General features: G+C 45.9%; 15 protein-coding genes. 7 read left to right on the forward strand and 8 right to left on the reverse strand.

Translation table 11 applies throughout. The annotated features are described in order from the left end of the window. Window positions 1-105 precede the first annotated feature (105 nt). The 4 genes from CVV44_09785 (at window position 106) to CVV44_09800 (ending at window position 7,133) form a co-directional block, all read left to right on the forward strand. Window positions 106-1,116 (forward strand): hypothetical protein, encoded by a 1,011-nt coding sequence (locus tag CVV44_09785; GenBank protein ID PKL39146.1) that lies wholly within the window; start codon window positions 106-108, stop codon window positions 1,114-1,116. A gap of 179 nt (window positions 1,117-1,295) precedes the next feature. Further along, window positions 1,296-5,012, forward strand: a complete 3,717-nt coding sequence (locus CVV44_09790; protein PKL39147.1) for an FAD-linked oxidase — start codon at window positions 1,296-1,298, stop codon at window positions 5,010-5,012. Between the two features lie 119 nt (window positions 5,013-5,131). Next, window positions 5,132-5,779 carry a hypothetical protein gene (locus tag CVV44_09795; protein ID PKL39148.1) on the forward strand — a complete coding sequence of 216 codons (648 nt, stop codon included), beginning with the start codon at window positions 5,132-5,134 and terminating at the stop codon, window positions 5,777-5,779. A 247-nt stretch (window positions 5,780-6,026) separates the two neighbouring features. Further along, window positions 6,027-7,133, forward strand: coding sequence for a hypothetical protein (locus CVV44_09800; GenBank protein PKL39149.1), 1,107 nt, complete (start codon window positions 6,027-6,029; stop codon window positions 7,131-7,133). Here the strand turns inward: CVV44_09800 and CVV44_09805 are convergent. Then, on the reverse strand, window positions 7,130-8,338 hold the full coding sequence (locus tag CVV44_09805; GenBank protein ID PKL39150.1) for a hypothetical protein: 1,209 nt from the start codon (window positions 8,336-8,338) through the stop codon (window positions 7,130-7,132). The two genes, CVV44_09800 and CVV44_09805, sit on opposite strands and share 4 nt — an antisense overlap. 84 nt (window positions 8,339-8,422) lie before the next feature. Between CVV44_09805 and CVV44_09810 the strand changes: the two genes are divergently transcribed. Further along, window positions 8,423-9,466, forward strand: coding sequence for a hypothetical protein (locus CVV44_09810; GenBank protein ID PKL39151.1), 1,044 nt, complete (start codon window positions 8,423-8,425; stop codon window positions 9,464-9,466). Between the two features lie 7 nt (window positions 9,467-9,473). Here the strand turns inward: CVV44_09810 and CVV44_09815 are convergent, their stop codons facing one another. The 3 genes from CVV44_09815 to CVV44_09825 form a co-directional block, all read right to left on the reverse strand. Then, window positions 9,474-10,673 carry a VWA containing CoxE family protein gene (locus CVV44_09815; GenBank protein ID PKL39152.1) on the reverse strand — a complete coding sequence of 400 codons (1,200 nt, stop codon included), beginning with the start codon at window positions 10,671-10,673 and terminating at the stop codon, window positions 9,474-9,476. Next, on the reverse strand, window positions 10,663-11,517 hold the full coding sequence (locus CVV44_09820) for a MoxR family ATPase (protein PKL39153.1): 855 nt from the start codon (window positions 11,515-11,517) through the stop codon (window positions 10,663-10,665). The genes CVV44_09815 and CVV44_09820 overlap by 11 nt, the downstream gene beginning before the upstream one ends. A 600-nt stretch (window positions 11,518-12,117) precedes the next feature. Then, on the reverse strand, window positions 12,118-13,050 hold the full coding sequence (locus CVV44_09825; GenBank protein PKL39154.1) for a hypothetical protein: 933 nt from the start codon (window positions 13,048-13,050) through the stop codon (window positions 12,118-12,120). An 84-nt stretch (window positions 13,051-13,134) separates the two neighbouring features. On the opposite strand from CVV44_09825, the gene CVV44_09830 reads away from it, so the two are divergent. Then, complete coding sequence (locus tag CVV44_09830; protein PKL39155.1) at window positions 13,135-13,707, forward strand: hypothetical protein; 573 nt, start codon at window positions 13,135-13,137, stop codon at window positions 13,705-13,707. A gap of 254 nt (window positions 13,708-13,961) precedes the next feature. Here the strand turns inward: CVV44_09830 and CVV44_09835 are convergent, their stop codons facing one another. The 4 genes from CVV44_09835 to CVV44_09850 all read right to left on the reverse strand — a co-directional run bounded on the left by CVV44_09835 (window position 13,962) and on the right by CVV44_09850 (window position 19,262). After that, entirely contained in the window at window positions 13,962-16,835 is a 2,874-nt protein-coding gene (locus CVV44_09835) for a hypothetical protein (GenBank protein PKL39156.1), read from the reverse strand. A gap of 26 nt (window positions 16,836-16,861) precedes the next feature. Then, window positions 16,862-17,833: a hypothetical protein gene (locus CVV44_09840; protein PKL39157.1), complete on the reverse strand. Its 972-nt coding sequence runs from the start codon at window positions 17,831-17,833 to the stop codon at window positions 16,862-16,864. Window positions 17,834-17,858: 25 nt separating this feature from the next. Then, window positions 17,859-18,275 carry a hypothetical protein gene (locus CVV44_09845; GenBank protein ID PKL39158.1) on the reverse strand — a complete coding sequence of 139 codons (417 nt, stop codon included), beginning with the start codon at window positions 18,273-18,275 and terminating at the stop codon, window positions 17,859-17,861. Window positions 18,276-18,716: 441 nt separating this feature from the next. Continuing rightward, complete coding sequence (locus CVV44_09850; protein ID PKL39159.1) at window positions 18,717-19,262, reverse strand: hypothetical protein; 546 nt, start codon at window positions 19,260-19,262, stop codon at window positions 18,717-18,719. A 541-nt stretch (window positions 19,263-19,803) separates the two neighbouring features. Here CVV44_09850 and CVV44_09855 point away from each other — a divergent pair. After that, window positions 19,804-20,988: a hypothetical protein gene (locus CVV44_09855; GenBank protein PKL39160.1), complete on the forward strand. Its 1,185-nt coding sequence runs from the start codon at window positions 19,804-19,806 to the stop codon at window positions 20,986-20,988. Window positions 20,989-21,111: the final 123 nt, after the last annotated feature.

Consider the following 21,111-nt stretch of genomic DNA (forward strand, 5'->3'; position numbering starts at 1 on the left):
GCACAATGGATTATCCTTAAAAAAAGCTTGTATTTTCCATATATTTTATTAAAAGAAACTTAATTTCAGCCCATGTGAGAAATGTAAACGGGCCGGATATCAGCTATGCAGAACAGGTTGATTACCATACTTTTTTCGATTATTATTGCCATGGGAATTCCTGTTCAGATTTTTTCCCAGGGCGGCGATATCCCTGTTCCTCCTAGCGGCAATAATGACGGCACCGGTATCATACTGTTAACCGATGAAGCTGATGAACAACATGCGTCCCATGGTTTGATCAAAACAGAACTCCTTCCTGATTCGGACCTCTTCCCCGGCTTCCTCGCCGATCCGCGCCGCGTTGAAATGTCATCGACTTTCAGAGTTGCCGATACCACCTATGACGCGTACATATATGATGCCGACGGCAAAAAGACCTATATCTTCGACAACAGCAAAATCTTTGCACCCATCTCCTTCGGTGCCCGTCTTCCCCTGGTGAGGATATACGGCGACTGGGGCGCGCTGCAGCTCAATGCCGAGGGCTGCATATGGGCGGTTTTCGCCAAGACCGATTATCCCCAGGCAGCCACCAATCTCCTCAACGCCGATTATTACGTGGGAGCCCCCATCACCTATGCCTGGAAGGATTTTTCCATGAAGGCCCGCTTCTACCATCTTTCATCCCATGTCGGTGATGAGTTCCTTGTCGCGTACCCGGGACTGAACCGGATCAATGCCAGCAAGGAGTGCGCCGATATATTCGGGGCCTATACATTTTTTGATCGTATACGACTCTATGCCGGGTTCGGCATGGTGATGCGCCATGATCCGTCCTATGATCTGGAACCGTTTTATACGGAATATGGTATTGAACTGCGGCCCTGGCTGCCCATGGGTATCATTGATCCCGTCACCTGGCAGCCCTATATCGCGACGCATTTCAGGAACGTCCAGGATAACCGATGGAATCTCGATACCACCACTGCCCTGGGAGTTGAATTCAGCCATTACCGCCATCCCATGACCAGGCTGCGTTTTTCCCTGGAATATCATAAGGGCAATTCTCTCGATGGCCAGTTCTCGCGGAACAAAACCAGCTACTATGCCTTTAACTTCGGCGTGGGATTTTAATATACTCTCCATCATAGATTCCCCTGCAAATTGTTGAAAATGCTTGTAATTAATTCATCTATGCCGTAACTGGTTCTTTTTCTTGTAAAAAATCCGGCCTGTTCTATTATTGACCGGCAGGGTCTTTATTATTGTACAATGAACTGTTTTGGAAATGCTGAAGAAGGGAGGTATGTCCTATGAATAGAGACGCCAAATATCGTGAAATTCCTTATAACTATACCTCCTTCTCCGATAAAGAGATCATCCTCAAGTATTTCGATGCTGAAACCTGGGATATGCTCAATGAACTGAGAAGCAAGAGGGTAACGGGCCGGAGCGCCAAGCTCCTTTTCGAGATCATGGGTGATATTTTCATTATAGACCGAAATCCCTATATCTTCAATGATTTTCTGGAGCACCGGGAAAAGCAGTATAACCTGAAAAAGCAACACAAGCTCAAGCTGGCCATTATCAGGAAAAACGCCACGGATGATCTGGTTCTTGAGATCATCAAACGGGCCCGCAGAGTGGACCAGGAATTTTTCCAGAGCTTTAAACAGGAAGAGCGCGCCAGAAAAAAAATACATTCCGCCTTTAGCCAGGTAACGGCTGGCGGAAATATTTTATTCTCGGCCTTTCAAAAAGTCTCTCATGTTACGGACGCCACGGACTGGCGCGTCGAATATCCCCAGGTTGTGCTCTATCCCGACACGGCGGAAGAAATACCGGGCATCATACGGACGGCCCAGAAGCTGAACCTGAAAATCATTCCCCGGGGCGGCGGTACGGGGCTCACGGGCGGCGCCATACCGGTGTACAAGAACACGGCCGTCATCAACACGGAAAAACTGCGTAAAATAAGCGACATAGAAATCATCCATGAAAACGGGGGCGATATTCCCGTGGTGGAAGTGGAAGCGGGTGTTATTACCGAAAACGCCATGCACCATTGCTCCGGGCAGGGCTACATTTTTGCCACGGACCCCACTTCGGCCTGGGCCTCCACTATCGGCGGGAACATCGCCGAAAATGCCGGCGGAAAAAAATGCGTCATGTGGGGAACGGCAATTGACAATATTTATTCCTTTCGCATCGTCAATTCACGGGGCGAGATCATCGAGGTCCTGCGTCAGGACCATCCCCATCATAAAATCATGCCCGATGACGAAGTGACCTTCCTGGTGTACCGCATAAGAAGAAAGGAAGCGCGCGACCTGATCAACACTATAACCCTGAAGGGAACGGACATACGGAAAAAGGGCGTGGGTAAGGATATCACCAACAAGGCCCTGGGAGGGGTTCCCGGCATACAGAAGGAAGGCGGCGACGGCATCATTGTCTCGGCGAAATTCGTGTTATACCGGCCCTTTGATCACTGCCGGACGGTCTGTCTTGAATTTTTCGGGAAAAACCTGATAAACGCCTCGCGGGCCATCGTTGATATTCTCAATTCCTTTGCCGGAAACACCGAAGCGAGCCTGACGGCCCTGGAACACTTCGACGAAAAATATGAAGTGGCTATAAATTACCGGAACAAATCGGACCGCAGCGAGCTTCCCAAGGCCGTGCTCCTTATCGATATAGAGGGCAACAATGAAAAAGCCCTGGTCGAGGCAAGCAGCGCCATGATCGACATGGTGAAGACCTATGACGCCGAGGGCTTTATTGCGGAAACGGAGTCCATGAGGGAGGCTTTCTGGAAGGACAGGAAAAACCTGGGCGCAATCGCGAGGCACACCAATGCATTCAAGCTCAACGAGGACGTGGTCATTCCCATTGAATCGCTGCCGCTCTTCGCCGATTTTATCGAGATGCTCAATATCCGGAAGGAACTGGAAAACTATGTCGGACTTATAAACGATGTGGATGAATTTTATACGAATAAAGCACTGGAGGACGATTCATTTCTTCCCCATAAGCTGAAGACCTTCCTGGCCCAGCTCCAGGAGATCAAATCAACGTTCATGCAGTACATAGGCAATATAGGACAGCCCATTGATGTGCTGAAGGATGTCGATCCCCGGTTCACCGGCGACACCCGGCTGGTATTCGAATATATCAGGGACAATGACCTGCTTATAAACCTGGAAAAAAAGGTGATCGAAAGCTTCAGGCAGCTCTTCCATGGCTACGACGAGCTCATTGAGGAAATAACCGGGCTTTTCAGGGATCGGAGAAACCGGAAGATAATCATTGCCACGCACATGCATGCCGGTGACGGGAATATCCATGTAAATATTCCCGTCCATTCCAATGATTACGCCATGCTTCAGGAGGCCGATGAAACGGCCGGCATCATCATGCGAAAGACCAAGGACCTGGGCGGCGTCATCTCGGGAGAGCACGGTATAGGCCTCACAAAACTTAAATTCATAGACCAGCATGTCCTCGATGATTATGCCGTCTATAAAAAACAGAACGATCCCGATGATCTTTTTAACCCGGGGAAACTCCGCTCCGATTTCCCCGCCAGCAGCATTTATACGCCGTCGTTCAACCTTCTCGGCAAGGAGGCTTTCATCCTGGAAGCATCGGACCTGGGGAAACTGACCACGTCCATTGCGGCCTGTGTCCGTTGCGGGAAATGCAAAGACGTGTGCAATACGCATCATCCCGGGGCCACCATGTTTTACAGCCCCCGCAATAAAATACTGGGGGTCTCTCTTATCTCCGAGGCCGTGCTCTACGAGGCGCAGACCTCGAGCCGCCTGAGCTTTCGGAATTTCCGCATGCTCCGGGAAATTTCCGATCATTGCACGGGCTGTCATAACTGCTATAAACCGTGCCCGGTAAATATTGATTTCGGCGAGGTCACCCTTGCCATCAAGGAATTACTGGTGGAGAGGCACCGGTCAAAATTCAAGTTAATAACCTCCTTTGTTCTTTTTTATCTGCGGCGTCGCGGTGTGAGGATTAATACCTTTTTCAGAATACTGCTGCTGAAAATCGGTTATAGCGGCCAGCGCATGGCCTATTATTTCGGCAGGCCCTTTTTCCCCATCACGGCGAAGATTCTGCCGCAAGTTACTGAAATGCTGAAAGCGCCCTTCCCGCATTCCGGCGAGAGGACTATCCGCGAAATATTCAATCTCAGGGGAAGCAATACCTTCTATGCCTTTTCAGATCCGTCGAAGCCGGTCAAAAAAAGCGTTGTTTATTTTCCCGGGTGCGGCTCAGAGCGCATGTTTCCCGAAATCAGCATGGCCGTCATCGCCCTTCTCTATTATGCGGGCATTCGGGTCGTTATAGCGCCGGAGTATCTGTGCTGCGGTTACCCCATGCTGTTTAATGGCAGGGTAAAACAGGCGAAGAACAAGAGTTATGAAAACAGGGTCATGTTTCATCGTATGGCCGACACTATCGGGTACATGGATATTGAAGACGTGGTGGTTTCCTGCGGGACCTGTTTTGAGATGCTGAACAAATACAAGATTGAAAATATTTTTGCCGATTCGGCCATTATCGATGTTAATGAATTCATGGCCCGCGAGGAGCTTTACCGCATCGACCGGAGTGGCGAACAGCTTTTGTATCATGATCCCTGCCATTCCCCCATGAAGCGCCTGGGTGTCGATAAGACCTTTTCAGTCCTGCTGAATGCGAAGCCCGTCAGCGCGCCTAACTGCTGCGGAGAAGGGGGAACACTGTCCCTTTCCACGCCGGATATTTCCAACAAGCTGCGGGAGAGAAAATCCGACAATATATCCCGTCATTATCACCGCCATGAGAAGGCCACGGTACTGACGACCTGTCCGAGCTGTGTACAGGGTCTATCAAAAATACACGGGCGCCTTACGGTAAAGGGGCAGTCCATGGTGGTTTACCTTGCCGATGAAATACTGGGTAAGCACTGGAAACGGGATTTTAAAAAGAATATCAAAAAGCAGAACGGCATTGAGCGGATTATACTATAATGGAACCTGTGAAAATTATAATTTAAAGGAGTCCATTGCCATATCCATAAAAAGCTTTACCGGTTACGGAAAAAAGCCGAAAAAGTAAGTGAATACTTGTGATAAGAACGAGGATAGCTATGGGTAAAAGGGCGCTCTTGATATTATTTCTCTCCATACCGGTTTTTCTCTTTTCTCAGGAACCACCGAAAGAGACGGATGCCGGTAAAAAAACACAGAAGAACATCCCTGTTCTGGCGCAATACAGCAACAGGTTTACGGTAAAACCCATCTACTTTAACAAACGTATTGATGTGACGGGGAAGGGAGATATTCTTGAAATTGAGATGGTCATCGAAAATCTCACCGATGATCCCATTGATATGTATATTTTTACCATAGCGACTTTTGAAAACGTCGAAGCGACACGGAGCAGTTTCGAACGGCCCATTCCGCCTGCCGAACGTATAAAAACATTTGTAGCCAGTCCTGATGATATTAAAAATTTTGAATATCCCGTGTATGATGAACAGGGAAATATTAAAAAAGATTTCTTCGGTAAAGAGATAGTTGAATATAAAAAATATCCCCATGAACCCAGGAAGGGAGTTGATCCCACTACCGGCAAAGCCTACCATCTTGTGGACAAGCTGGTATTACGGACATATCATCTCAGCGTCTACAAGAAAAACTATTACTTTTTTAACGAGGCGGCTCTTCTCATTTTTGACATGGATGGCAATCCCGTTTACCGCCAGCTCTATGATTTGAAAAACTGGAGGCGGTGAGGGTCCCGTCATATACCCTGACCATGGCGGTGCGCCTTCTCCGGGCCTATTGCCTGCCGTTATAAACGGATTTCCCCCGGGGCCGCATCTCTCGAACTGTCTGAGAGTCCCATGCAGGTCCGGAATCGGCTTTTTATCCCCCTCTTATATTTAGTAATTGAAAAAAAGAGTATACTTTGCTAACTCTTCACTGTCCTGTGTTGTCATAATGATTCTTTTTCAGTAGATTAAAGACCGGGGATATTCAATGAAGCGTAAGTCTTTCATATCAGGAATCTTCTTTGCCTGCATTATTTTCCATCTGCCGGGGACGAATCTTGCGGCCAGTGATGACGCCTATGATTATTCCAGCTGGGGCAATAATTATTACCAATCTGAATCGGTAAATATTAAAAATGTCAACGGCAAGTTCTATGCCTATATTGTTCTTCTCTTTAATGAAAACCCTCATTTTGTAAACCTGATCCAGAAGGACAGCATTCCTCTGAAAATAATGGCCCACGAGGGATTTCACATCAACGCCTATAAAAGCTATCTTAATTCCCTTCCCGAGGGGGCTCTGAAGGGCCTGGCCAGGACTATGCTGTCGGTGTATCTTGAATCAGTCCGGCTTGATGATCAGGAACTGCACCGGATCGAGGATATTCTCGTTGATCGGAATATCATATTGAAATTTTCCCGTGATAAGAACCGGGAATTCAGAAAGATAACCCTTGATTATTGTATCTATGGCAAAAAGGTGGAAATTACCACAAAACACCCCCTTATGGAACATAAGGATAAAATTTATAACATACAGCCCTTCATTTACTACGATGAATTCTCCACCAGCAATTCCACTTTCTACTATGACATGATTTATATAAACATGGAAGAGGTGCTCAATGACGCCCTCATTGCGAGAAAAACCATCAAAGGTGAAAATGTTAAATCGCTTTTTTTTGTCGGCTCACGTGTAACGGACGATATTAAATTCTGCCTGAATAAAAGTTTCAGCGGCAGCAGCCGCATCCGCGATGAAATATGGGAGATGTTCGTCATCCATGAGCTTACACATAAAATGATCAACAACCGCTTTAACTATTATGACCAGGTCAACGGCGAGGAGCTTTCGCTCATGAGCACCATTTATGCGAAACCGTACCTGGGACTCTCAGTCATGTACAGCTATGTCAACTACAATGCCATCAATCCCCACAGGATTGCAGCCATGAATTTCGTTAAATATGTCGCTGAAAAATCGGGGAACAGGGATATTGGCCGAAATCCGGGACTCATCAAACTCATGGGAGAAGCCCAGCTGAAGCAATTAGCCAGGGATTATTTCCAGCTCATTGTGGATCGGCTTGATTAGTCCAGTATTCTTGAGGGATTCTTAATATCCATGGCATCAAAACCGGCGTTTTTTACTCCCGTATAGGCATTGTCGGCAAGCATGGAAGTTATATCGGGATACTGACCGGTGTAGAGTGAAGCCTCTATTTTTTCCCAGACCGTAACAATTTTTTCACAGGCCTGTTTGAGAAGGTCATCGATCGATTCATAATGCAGCCCGGTTTTTTCCGTAGGATAGTTCCAGCGTTCCCGGTGGAAGTTGAGCACATGGGTATTCAGCCTGCGCGGTTGGGGATACTGCACCAGGAAGTCCGAATAGAACAATTTTTTCATGCGAATCTCGCGCACAAAATTGGAAAAATAAATATTTTTATTCGTTTTTATACCATAGACGGTTTTAATAAGAAAAGGAACGGCGTCGAGATATCCCCAGGTCCCGGTATAATTGCTTTCATTCTCTTTTTTATCCCGCCATATAATTTTCGGATAAATATCAGGATATGATTTGTTCAGGGCCTCAAGGATGATGTCCTTAATGGCGTGACGCAGCTGATCGGCCAGGGCACGCTTTCTGACGGGCAGGAGTTTTCCGATATCGGGCTCCAGTTCATTTCTCCTCTCATCCTTGTACAGGTAGTAGTTGTCTATGTTGTATTGAAACAGGAGGTTCTGTTCACGGTAAAAAACGGTTTCCTTCCGGTCAAAGGAATCGGGAAAGCCGGACCAGAAAAAAATAAAGGGATGTATAAGGGCGTCGGCAATCATATGGGAAATAAAGCCATAGAGATAGGCGCGCTGTTCGGCGCTCCATTCATTGTTCTTATCCTCATATGAATAGAGGCGGTCCAACATGGCGGCGATGAGTTTTTCACTGTTGCCATTGTGAAGGAAGAATGATATCTCATGGCCGTAATAGTGCTTTCTATTTCTTTGCGGAATATAATCGAATATATTGGGACCCAGGGAGCCAAAGACGGCGGCGCGGTAGTATTCATCCGATGAAAACAGGGCGGCGATGGATCGGAGCAGATAGGTCGATTTTTTCCTTGCTCCCAGAAGCTTGATGCTGTCGATGAGGATGCGCTGATGCGTTATCATCCCCGGCATAATGCTACCTGTGTATATACAGACATGTTCATGGTTTGTGACGATACGGAAAAGCGGGAATAATGTCAAGAATAAACATTTTGACCCTGTGGAAGGGATACATTCTTTTTCTGTCATCAAAAACAGGTAAAAATCGTTGACATGGTAGGGATGCAAGGGCGAGAATATGGTTAAAATCTTAATGGGGGATTTAGTATTATCATGAAAAAGGTTATCGCATTTCTTGTCATTATTGCCGCATTACATAGTACCGGGTGCGCCATGATTTTCCGGCATATGAAGGAGAAACGAGATACTACCTATGAGGAAGGTGTAAGGTTATACAACCAGGGACAGTACACGGCAGCCCATGATAAATTTAAAACAGTCATTTCAATCGATCCCGAATATGGTAAAATAAAGTATTATTACGGACAAACAAGCCGCTTTCTGAAAAAGAAGGAACAGAGGTCGCGCCAGAAGGCCAACAGCTATTACACGCAGGGCAAGCAATATATGAAGGTGAAAAGATATGAAGCGGCTCTGAACATGTTTCTCATTGTCAAGGAAGAGGATGATAACTATGAGGATGTGGATTTTCAGATCAGTGAATGCAGGGACAACCTGGAAACAACCTTAAACGCCGTAATGAAGTACGCAAGGAAATTGAACCGGCAGGGCAGGTACAAAGACGCATATAATCAATGCGAGCGGGCAAAAAAGCTGAGTCCCATGAGTCCCGATGCATCTATTTTGATGAAGGATATCGAAGAAGCCATGGATGAGCGGTCTGAGCCCTATGAGAAGAAAGCCGTAGCCTTTATGGAAAAACAACGATACGAATATGCAAAAAACCTGCTGGGAAAGGCGATCTATTACAATCCGGTTAAGCCGGAGCTTAAGGAAATGATAAATGAATGTAATAAAAAAATTGCCATTGATACAGATTACAAAAACGCATTGAGATTATATCAGAGGAAGCAGTATTTTCCGGCTTATTACAGCTTCAAGGCCCTGGAAAGAAAAGAAAAGGGTTTTAAAAAGACCGAGGTCTATATCCAGCAGCTTGAGACGTATCTCAAAAACAATATCTGGAAGTATTATAACCTGGGTCAGAAATATTATGACAGCGGTGATTATAAATCTGCGGTGCGGGAATGGAACAATGTTCTGGCAATTGATCCCAATCATCAGAAGGCCCGGGAGTACCGTGAGCGCGCCATGGCCAAGCTGGAGATGAAGGAGTCATTGAGCGGAGGGAAATAATTCCTTTTTACAGATCATAGAGGGCGCATTTGCCCGTCATGAGGTATTTCACGCCTTCGTCGATGCCGTCCAGGGTCAGTTCAAACATGGGGAATATTTCCCTGATCATTTTTATCGTGTGAACATAGTTCCATGACCGGGCCGGAAGAGGGTTGAGCCAGATGACGTTTTTGAAGTGATCTTTCAGCTTCTGAAGCCATATAATGCCGGGAATTTCATTATAATACCAGTAATCGATGGCGCCGTTTACCCACGTGAGCTCCGAGGGGGCCATTTCGCCGTCCCCCACAATAATCACCTTGTAATCGGGATCCTCGCTTTTCAGGAAATCCATGGTGGAGACCGATTCGTTCCGCTCCATGTTGGTCCAGAGGTCCTGGTACAGGCAGTTATGAAAATAGAAGTGCCTGAATTTGTTTATCTGTGACGATGCTGCGGAAAAAAGACGCTCAACCAGTTCAGAGTAGGGCGTCATGGAGCCGCCCACGTCCATGAAGAGGGCCACCTTGGCTGCCTTTTTCTCCTTGTTCTCCCATACGAATTCGATCTCTCCGGCATTTTTGCAGGTCTCGTCGATAGTGGCTTCCACATCAAGCCGTTCTCCCTGCCCGACGGGGAGGAGTGATCGCAGGTGTGACAGGGCTACCCTCATCTGGCGAGTGTCCAGGGTAATATCGCTGGAATAATTTTTAAAGGACCGTTTTTCCGCTATCTGTATGGCCCGCCGGTGAATGGATTCGCCCTGGCCGATGCGCACACCGGCGGGATTGTATCCCCAGGCCCCCTGTGTGGAACGCCCTCCCGTGCCGATGGCCTTGTTGCCGCCGATATGGTCCTTGAATCCCTCGCCCCATTGTTCCTTCAGCTGTTCCTCGAAGTTTTTAAGCACTTCGTCCAGGTTTAGCTGCTCCATCTGCTTTTTTTCCTCTTCGGAAAGCTTGAGCTGTTCAACCTTTTTCAGTGATTCCAGGATTTTTTCCAGGAGCTCGTCGGTAGTTTCAATGTCTTTAAAGGTATCGAGAAAGGCCAGGTCATATTTGTCGAAAAATATTTCATTCTTTACCAGAATTGAGCGGGCTACATGATAAAATCGCGTCAGGCTGCAGTCGTTGAGATTCATGGACAGCGCCTTATGCAGGGTTATCCACTCGTGCATGGAAACGGGAACGCCCCGCGATTTCAGGTTAAAGAAGAAATTAATAAACATCCCGTGTCCTCATGCTGGCGTTGTAGGCGTAATGAGATTTTCCCGATTTGTCAACGAGTTCGATGTCTTCCTTTTTTTTCAGGAGTGTTCCGAGAAAGGGAATTTCCTGCTCCAGTTTTTTTATGGAGATGCCTCCCACCATGAGAGCCTGGAGCCAGTCGATGAGTTCGCTCGTGGAGGGTTTTTTCCTCAGCATATCGAACTGCCTGATCCAGTAAAACTTTTTCAGTGCCTCTCTCAGCAGCTTTTTTTCTATGTCGGGATGATGCACCTTGACAATCTCCTCCATGAGTGCTTCTTCGGGAAACTCGATATAATGAAAGACGCAACGGCGGAGGAAGGGGTCGGGCAGTTCCCTTTCGCTGTTTGAAGTAATGATTACGATGGGTCGTGTGGCGGCCTTGATGGTCTCCCGGGTCTCCGGTATATAGAAGGACATCTCATCGAGCTCATTGAGAAGGTCATTGGGGAATTCTATATCGGCCTTGTCTATTTCATCGATGAGAAGAACAACCTGCTTATCGGCGGCAAAAGCCTCGCCCAGCTTTCCTAGCTTGATGTATTCCTTGATATCCGATACGTCTCCCTCGCCGAAACGCGCATCGTTGAGGCGCTGGACCGTATCATATACATAGAGACCCTCGCGCGCCTTAGTGGTGGACTTAATGTTCCAGATAAACAGTTCCTTGTCCAGCCCCCTGGCTATGGCATGGGCCAGAAGTGTTTTTCCCGTTCCCGGTTCGCCTTTTACAATCAGGGGCCGTCCCAGCGCGATGGATACGTTGACGTTATCTTTCAGCTGGGGAGATATGACATAGTCCGGTGTACCTTTAAAATAATCCATAATTATCCGCCTGTCTCGTAGGTTAAGCATACTGCACGGGGAGAGCCATTTTAGGGATTTCATCCGTATGATATGGATGAAATATTCCCCGGGATGACCTTCTTTATGCAGTATTTCTGGTTTCTAGGCCAATGATTTATATGATGCTGATCATGGCAAGAACTTTCTGGTATCCTGTATCCACTGTTTTTTTCTTTCAAATTAAAAAAAACAGCATTATGACTTGACACTTACAGTATTTTAGTATATTATATATTTATCAAATACCCTTTGATATCTTCTTGTTAAGTTTAAACTATCCTCCCAGAACGTTTAGAGCTATTCAGGCGGGTACGAAAATACCCGCCTGGATTATTTTTTCAGTGAAATAGTGTCACCGGTCGATTCCTCCAGCAATCACTGTTTCTCATTCGTATACTTTATGTGTACTTCTGTTCAGAGCGAGGAAAAGTTCATCAAATTTAAAAAAGCTTTACCTTCCCGGAATATTTTGTCAATACATTCACTCAACAGTTGCCGGGATGCCAGCTTCGGATAAGACATCTTGTGTTCCATGGGCTGGTTTCCGGTGGCGGAATTCCCTATATTGCAAAATTTAATTTAAAATTCTCCAATGACTTTCATAGAATCTTCATAAATTGCAGCGCCAATTTTTTCATCGAAAACGTTGTCTTTCCAGACATAAACAGACGGCTTTTTATTGTAAGAAAAAACGGTACCCGGTTTGTTTTGAATATGTGGTGTTGTCATGATCCAGGCAGCAGCTCCGGCCGATTTTTTGGTTGAACTCGTATCAGGCAAAAGGAACCTCATTGCCGGCATTATATTCCTCCATAAGAACTGTATGATTTTATTCTGCCTGCGAGCAAGACCGGTTCCAGGCATAAGCCCTGGGTCAAGCACATATGAAGAAGTATTTTTAAATCTTTTTGACAGTTCCACAGCGGTAATCGTGTTCAGAAACTTTGACGTAGCGTACCTGTCAAGATTCTTCTGCTTCGTGTTTCCCGCGCCGGACTTTCCCCGGAGTAATTCATCAATAGATGTATACTGAGCACCTCTGAATCCATACATCTTTCCATAAGGATAATTCGGATTGTGAGTGCCGCTCCCGATAAATAGAATTCTTCCTTCTTTTTTGATATACGGTTGTAAGCCGATAGTGAGCATAAAAGCAGCTAAATGGTTAACCGCTATGGTTTCTTCATATCCATCGGGTGTAAATTTTGTATGGTCAACGAACTGTACACCGGCGTTATTTATCAAACCGTCAATTTGCGTGTCCCATTTTTGTATAAATTGTCTGATATTGGATAGCTGCGATAAATCAAGCTGAACTGCTTCGACATTGCTTCCCGTTTCCCGGGTAATTTCCCGGCCCCTGTTAAGATTACGAATTGCCATTATCACCCTGTTTTCTTTATTTTTCGCAAGATTCTTTACAATTTCGAGACCCAATCCGCTGGTTGAACCTGTGATAAGATATGTTTTCATATATTTTCTCCTGTTTTTGAATGTTGACGCTGTCAACATAAATAATATAACAAACTATGTTGACATAGTCAACATTATATGATAAAAAACTGAATTTATAAATATTTAAGGATAATAATAGAAATGAATAAGGAAACCAGGCAAAGTCTGCTCAGAGTTACCCATGACCTGATTGACAGCAAAGGAGTTGAGGCAGTATCAATGCGGGAAGTCGGGAGGCTGGCCGGGTTATCACGCTCGGCATTATACCGGCATTTTGAGAATAAAGAATCGCTTCTGGCTACGATTGTTGTAGAAGATTTCACTCTACTGGGAGAAAAGATTCATAAATTAGAAGGAATAGTTAAAGATTCCAAACGGCTTTTAATTGAGATTTTTATTGTTTATTATAATTTTGCAATGGAAAATCCAGGGCATTACCAACTAATGTTTAACACCAAGTGGGATGAGGAAAAGTATCCGGAGATACAACAGGCGGCTTATTCTGTTTTCCAGAAAGTCGCTCTGTTTGTTTCCGGGGCTCTGTCAAACAAAGAGACGGATACTAAAATATTAATTGAAAAAACAGCAATTCTATACGCCTTTATTCATGGCCTGGTTGAACTGCATTTGCTTGGGCACAGGGAGATGTCGAAAGGACTGAATGATGCCAGGGTATTGATAAATCATATGGTGGAGTCAATTCTTAAATCCTGAACAACTATTTTAAAGGTCCGGCGCCTGCATGTTTATTCGGTACTTGGGATTCATGGGCGTTGATGCCGTCGGTAATCTGTGTGACACAGCTTTCGTCAGTACAGCCAGTAGTAAATATCTGCTTAGCCTGTTTGTATATGACGCGGATTGCTTCTTCATCCGGTTATATCGGTATCGCCAGAAAGTCCATTCGATGGGAAAATCGGTGCATCGAGTCTGGCGATATGCCCCCTTAAGGCTGTGTGGTGTTAAAATTATTCTCCATATTCCAGTATATTATTCTCCCATAAGACAATGGTATCGTCATCACCGGAAACAGCCAGTATGTCACTGTCACCGTCATTGTCCATGTCAGCGGCATGAACATACGACGGACTGGCGAATTCCGTTTCAATGGAATGCATGGTGAAGACTTCGCTGCCATCGTTTTCCAGCAATACTATCGCATTGCCATATACATTTGTCGATACAATATCGTGGTCTCCATCGCCATTGAAATCGGCAATATAAATTTTCGTGTAATCACCATCAAGTCCCGTGGCCAGAGATGTCTGGAGGCTAAAGTTCTGGCTTCCATCGTTTTTCCACCAGTCTATGGCGTTATCTATGCATTCATATACGACTATGTCCTTATGCCCGTCATCGTCAAGGTCACATATATGGACGCTGTTGGATCCCGAACCGAGGACAGTCTTTACAAAAGTCCCTGTCCCGTTATTGTTATACCAGGCCAGGCCGCTTGTGCCTGATCCTGCTACGACTACATCAACAGTCGAGTTGCCGTCAATGTCGCCCACGGCAATCGACTTGGGCCAGTTTATATTACCATCGAGTATATGTTTTGTCGCGAAAGTTTCATTCCCATCATTATCCCACCAGAAGATAGCGTTATTATAATGAGAAGTGCAGATTAAATCAATTTCATCGTCGCCGTTCAAGTCGGCGGCGCAAACCGAATAGGCGTAGGATAAGTCGTTTGCAACATCATGGCGGGTGAAATTATTATCCCCGTCATTCTCGTACCAGGCAATATCGGCACTGCCCGACACGATGATATCGACATCATTATCCCTGTCAAGGTCGACGGCATAGAACGAATACGGAGACGTAAAGCTGCTGTCAATAGTCACAGGATCAATAAAAGAAGCGTCACCATGGTTCTCGTACAGGACCACCTCTCCCAGATTAGCGTATCCACCGATTAAATCCAGGTCGCCGTCTCCATCGATGTCAACAGGATAAGGCGCAGCAGGGGACCCGTTTGACGAGTCAATAGTCCTGCTGAACCAGTCAGTGTGGCTGATGTCCCACCAGGCGATCTCGCCTGAAATCCTGGTGCCGAGTATATCCACAACGCCATCACCGTTAAAGTCGGCGGCATCCACGCCGCAGATGCCCGTGAAGGTACTGGCCACCTGGTGCTTCAACCAGGAACTGTCACCGTATACGCCATTGTTTTCCCACCAGCAGATATCCCCAAAATTTTGTGAACCGCCGATAAGGTCCGTTTTCCCGTCATCATTGACGTCAAAGGCGCGCAGCCTGTCAATGCCCTTCGAATCTGTCGTTATGGTAAAGGCTTCCCAGTCTTGCTCCCATCCGCTTGTCCCCATGGCGTTATCATACCATAGAATCTCAGTGCCGGTATTGCTCACTATTGAAAAAACATCACTGTCGCCGTCATTGTCGATATCGGCAACGGCCTTGTGAGACATGTTATCTGTAGTAGAAATATCGCCAATCTCGTATTCCGTATAACTCGTATTATTTCCTGAGTTCATATACCAGCGAACGCCGTAATAGCCGCCTACAAGAATATCCTGATACGTGTCATTGTTGAAATCGGCCAGGTAAAGAAAATGAGCGCTGCCAATGCCACCACTGGCAAACAGGCTTATTATTGAAGACATGGACCAGCCATATCCCAGGTTGATTTGATTGTTGCAAAAATTAACATAATCAGCTGAACCATATGCCGTACTGTCAGAAAAGCTCACCAGGTCCATGTCGCTGTCGCCGTCCATATCATACACATCAAAATACAGCATGTTGTGATAGGAGGAGGTAATGGCATGTTCGGTCCATGAGGTGCCATCGCCGCCATTCTCCCACCAGTAAATCTGGCCGCCGTCAAATTTTCCCTGGCAGATGACATCGAGATCGCCGTCAAAATCCATATCGGCGACTGAAAGATATTGCGGATATTCGAATGTATCAGTGATAATATTTTTTGTAAAAGTACCGCTCCCGTCATTTTTCCACCAGGCTATCTCATCTGTCCCTACCGGAGTTCCCATGGTAAACTCGTAACTGGTAGCAACAATATCCATGTACGAATCACCATCGATATCGGCGGCCCGAACGGCTGTTGCCATGTTGAATCCGTCATCGATAACATGCTTTTGAGGACTGCTGGTTGTCACGTAACTGGTCTTAATGCGATAATTTACACCGCCAACTCCGGTAGCGTTGAGTACGACTGTATATGTCCCTGGGTTGATATACTGATATTCAGCGGTCGCTCCGGTGGCATCCACGGTGCCGTCGCCGTTAAAGTCCCATTCCAGCTTTGTTATATTCCCGGTCGACAGACTCTCGAAATTGACTGTTAAGGGTGCGATTCCCCGTCTCAGCCTTGCCCTGAAATCAACATCGGGAACGCTGATCCCGTTAAGAGTAAAAGTATAATCGCCTTCATCAAAATCATCATTCACAATAGAAACCGTTACGGCTTTTTCCTGCGAACTCACGGGAGAAAAGCGTACGGAAAACGTGCTATTTCTTCCCGGGGCAATAACCGCCTCTGATGGCTGTTCGATGACCTGGAATTCATTGTCAGTGTCATTCTCTATGGAAACACGGGGAGATCCGATAAGGTTCAATTCGGCAGTACCTATGTTTTCTATTGTAAACACAACATCCGTGTAAGCGCCACCTACCCTGGCGCCTGTTACATCATATACCCCGCTGTTATCCGGTATAGGAGTACCGCCCTGTTTGATATTTATTTCAGGAAGCCGCGGGTCCTCCATTGACAGCTCGCCTTTTTCTATCATGCTGTTATCAAAACACGACATGCTTGAAACAAATGCAGATATTATCATTATAAAAATAGATATTTTTTTCATCGATTTCCCCCTGCGTTTAATTCATGTTAAAACGTTAACCTTATGCCGCCATCGAGTCCAGGGATCTGCCCGGTCTTTCCTTTTTCAAACATGATGGTATATGACGGCGATAGAAAAAGCTGCACAAAAGGAGTTATGGTCATCTCCACGTCACACTGCAAAAATATAACGGGATCGATGAAAACCTCCCGTGTATATTCATAATTGCCGTACTGGTCCGCGTTATCGGGATCATGGTTCATGAGGTTCGCGTGAATACCGGTGCCAAAAATGGGGATGATATGAATGTTGCGGGAAATGTTCAGGCTGTAGCCGAAACCGGCGGTTACCGGAATTGCCAGGATTGAATCAATCGCGCCATCGGCGCCCTCAAAGGTAAAAAAACCGGTACCCATGGACAGGACACCGCCTTTGAAAAGAAAATTGTGCAGGCCGGCATGGATACTGCCACCATAACCATTATCAGCGATACCCGAATAATCTCCCAGCGCCTTTCTGTACCCGGCGCTCGCGGCAATGCTCAGGTACAGCTCGTTGCGGAAATCGTAACGCACCTTCTCCACTATAGACAACACCGCCGGCTCAAAATCCGCAGCGTTCATTGCCTCGGAACGATAACTCCCTTCGACCTTTCCGTTTTCAACATTTATGACTTTTACCGCGATGTTGAAAGTGTCCATCTTCAGTACGGTGCCGGTGAGGATCTTGTTCGCCGAAAGAAGTTTACCCATTTGAACTGCGCAGGACGAATCGGTGCATCCCGTCTGTTGCAACGACATCTCCCTTAAAATGGCCTCCATCTCTTCCCGTTCCACCAGGGTGAAGACCTTCGTCTCAAAGATGCGAGAATTCGTCATCTGTCCCACGACACGGGCCACGGACTGCGGGCAGTTATATGTCTGAAAATCAAGTATGGCTACACGGTCCTTTGCCAGTACAGTGAATGGAAATAATATTAGAAGAAAAGCAGGTAAAAATTTCTTCATGAGTGTCTCCATATGTCGTGTTTTATACGCAACCCGGCTATCTCTGCCAGACACGCCTGTCTTTATGGATTTGTTTTGCGATATCCCTCATTGTCTTTTCAATGTCACCGGAGTCTGCAGTGCAGGTTTTATTAAAGAGCTGTTCTCCCTTTTCTCCATCCAGGACTTTTATCGTAATAAAATACGTTGCGTCGATCTTTTCAACCGAACCGGTAAGCTGCCTGTTCGCGCTTCTGTCAAATCCGCCGGTGTTTTTATATATCACACAGTCCTGGCCGCGAAGCCTTACAAGCTCCCGGTACAGGACTGATGTCATCTTTTCAACCATGGTGTTGTCACTATGTGTTGATTTAAACGTATTGATGCTGAGCCGCACGGCAATACTGTTATTTCCTGCTGCGCCATGGCTGGATGCAATTATCAGAATCGTGAGTACATTAATAAATCTGTTCATAGCTTCATCTTCCAGTCCTGAATTTTCCGGGTACAAACAGATTTAATGTTTTGCCAGGAATCGGACAGGAGTTCTTACACTTGACCCATATATTTTATTATGACAATTCCCTGATACCAGACGGCCCAATTCGATATTTTATCTTTATATCCCACTATAAACCCATCCGGTCGGATTATATGGTATTTAATAAAAAATACTAAAATTTTCGATAATTGTCAATATTTAAATACATCCATATAGAGTTTATTATGGATATTTTGCAGTACTTATTATTAAATATTCGCTCATCCACCTGCATCCCTTTTTCCCTGAATGGGGTCAGAGCCTCCTGAATACCTTAACGGGGAGCTTATAAAACAGGGGGAATAGTCTATTTTACCCTTTCGGATAAGGCATCTTGTGTCCATGGACTGTTTTGTAGTGCTGTGCATGCCCGTATCACTCAAACAGATTAGCCCACACCTGGTAGAAATACCCGTCAGAGTGCATCCATACAATTATGGCCTGCCCGTCGGGATTCATGGAGAGGCGGGGATAGAGGGCATTGGCCGTATCATCGAATTCAGCCAGTTCCGGCTCACCCCAGCCCGAATCCCTTGTAAAGCGAGCTGCCATGATATTATATACCGTTGAATCCTCCTGCACCCATACGGCAAAGGCCCCTCCTGCCGGAGACATGGAAAAATCCGGGGTTGTAAGGGAATAAATTCCGTTATGGTAATCAGCATATTCGGGGATCTCCCATCCGAATTCGTCCGTATATCGTGCACTGAAGCAGTGATGGGTTGTCGATCCGTTATAATAAAGCCATGGCCAAAATGTTAGAATCGTATCTTCATAGTCGACACCTATCAATGGATCGGCGCTGGTCCCGGCATTCTGCTGATCCACGAATTGCGGAATACCCCATCCGTCACTTTTTGTATACCGATTCGAGGCAATCCTTGTAGTTGATGTCATCATGTCGGTCTGCTGCCAGGTCACTATGGCATTGCCGGTGGAATCAATGACCGCTGAAGGGTTGGTTTCATAGTGCAGATTATACGGTGATAGGCGCTCCTCTTTTCCCCAGGACCTGGTACTGATATCACTTCCCGATGAATTATCACAAGCTCATAAAAAAATCATGAACAGCCTTAATACATATTTCATTTGTATCAATTTTAAAACATTTTCCTTTCCATCAAATCTGATAAGGACATTAAAAACATCTTTCTGTTTGCATGTGTGTCATCCGTAGCGTCTGAAAAATCCTGAGGATATAGTATGTGCCAGGATTACAGATATTAATATAATGCTGATATCCTTATGGCAAAAGTTCAATTTAAAATTCAAGACAGTAGCCGCAGATTATGGGAAAAACGGCTTGACCGGCTATCAACCTTATATTATGTTAAAGTTATAAATCCCGTAAATCATCCGACTTATTATATTATCTAATCCTTTTCATTTGCCAGTTCTATTGTACGATATAAAGCTTTTTGTGTATTATTCCTGAAATCACTCCAAAGACGAGGGGGCGACTATGAAGAATAAGACAATGGACGGCAAATACAAAAGGGATGAAAAAACAGACATTTTAAACAGGCCGGGATCGGGTCTTACCACGAGAAGGGATTTCCTTCTTTCAGCTGCCAGCGGTGCTGCGGCCATTTATTTTTCATCATGCGCAGACAGTAATCAATCTAACAAAGACTCAATACCTGTTAACCGTGTTGTGCGCGTAATCGATTCTGACGCAACCTCGTGGAACGGGGTAAATCCTGATGATTTTTATCAATATACAGACCAGGATGCCGTTGATGCCATGGTAGGGCGTGGCGTAAGGGAGCTTGCCGGGAAAAGCACGGATGAAGAAGCATGGCGCTCACTTGTACCGTATAACAACGGCGAAATGGTGATGATTCATCTTAACGCATACAACAACAATGACAACAGCAGAAAAAATAATGTCGCCGCTCCCATCAGCGCAGTAATATACGGACTGGTTGACCTTCTGGGAATTCCTGCGTCGAATATTGTAATTTCAGATCCGTCGCGAACACTAGCCGAATCACCAGCAGAGGACCGTATTATCAATGTATGCCGGCATAAGAGTTCCATCTCATGGGATTTGTACCAGGGAGAATACGGATCCGACATTACCTTTACTTCCGGTCATGAGCCTTCAAGCGCAGAAAAAATCGCCCGTGCAATAGATGAGGCTGACCATATTATCCTGATGCCGGTACTCAGCTGGCACAGTTCTGGTATGAGCACAGGAGCCATGAAAATGATGATCGGTTCTCTGGACCATATGTTGGCTATGCATGATTGCGGACCCGGAGATTGGCGCAATAGCGCCGGCCTGGCCGATATCTGCATGCCTATAAAAGAGAAGCTCAGGCTTATTGTAGCAGATGGACTGTTTGGAAATATAAATGGCAACACCTCTTCTCCCCACGCATTCATTACCCTGGGAGGCGCCAGCGGAACAGGCCCCTCCAGCACACTGTACTTATCCAAAGACATTGTAGCCCTGGACTCAGTGATGTATGACGATCTACTGGATGAAGCGACAGCACAGGGTTCCCCTAAAAGCGGTTATCTCTACGGGTATTTAAAATTTGCTGCTGACTCTGATCATAATCTGGGCACTTTTGAAATGCGTGACGAAACCGACGCAACTGCATACAGCAAGATCAACCTTGTGAAAGTGAATTTGACTTAAGGGTTTCGACACCGAGGGATGCATTTTATCTGTGCAGGAATAAATTCCTTCTATCCGCAATAAGCGCAGCAATAATCCGTTTTACTGAATCCATTGTTACATGACTGTCTTAATGAAGCGGGA

The sequence above is a fragment of the Spirochaetae bacterium HGW-Spirochaetae-1 genome (genome assembly GCA_002839375.1).
Lineage (GTDB): Bacteria > Spirochaetota > UBA4802 > UBA4802 > UBA5550 > PGXY01.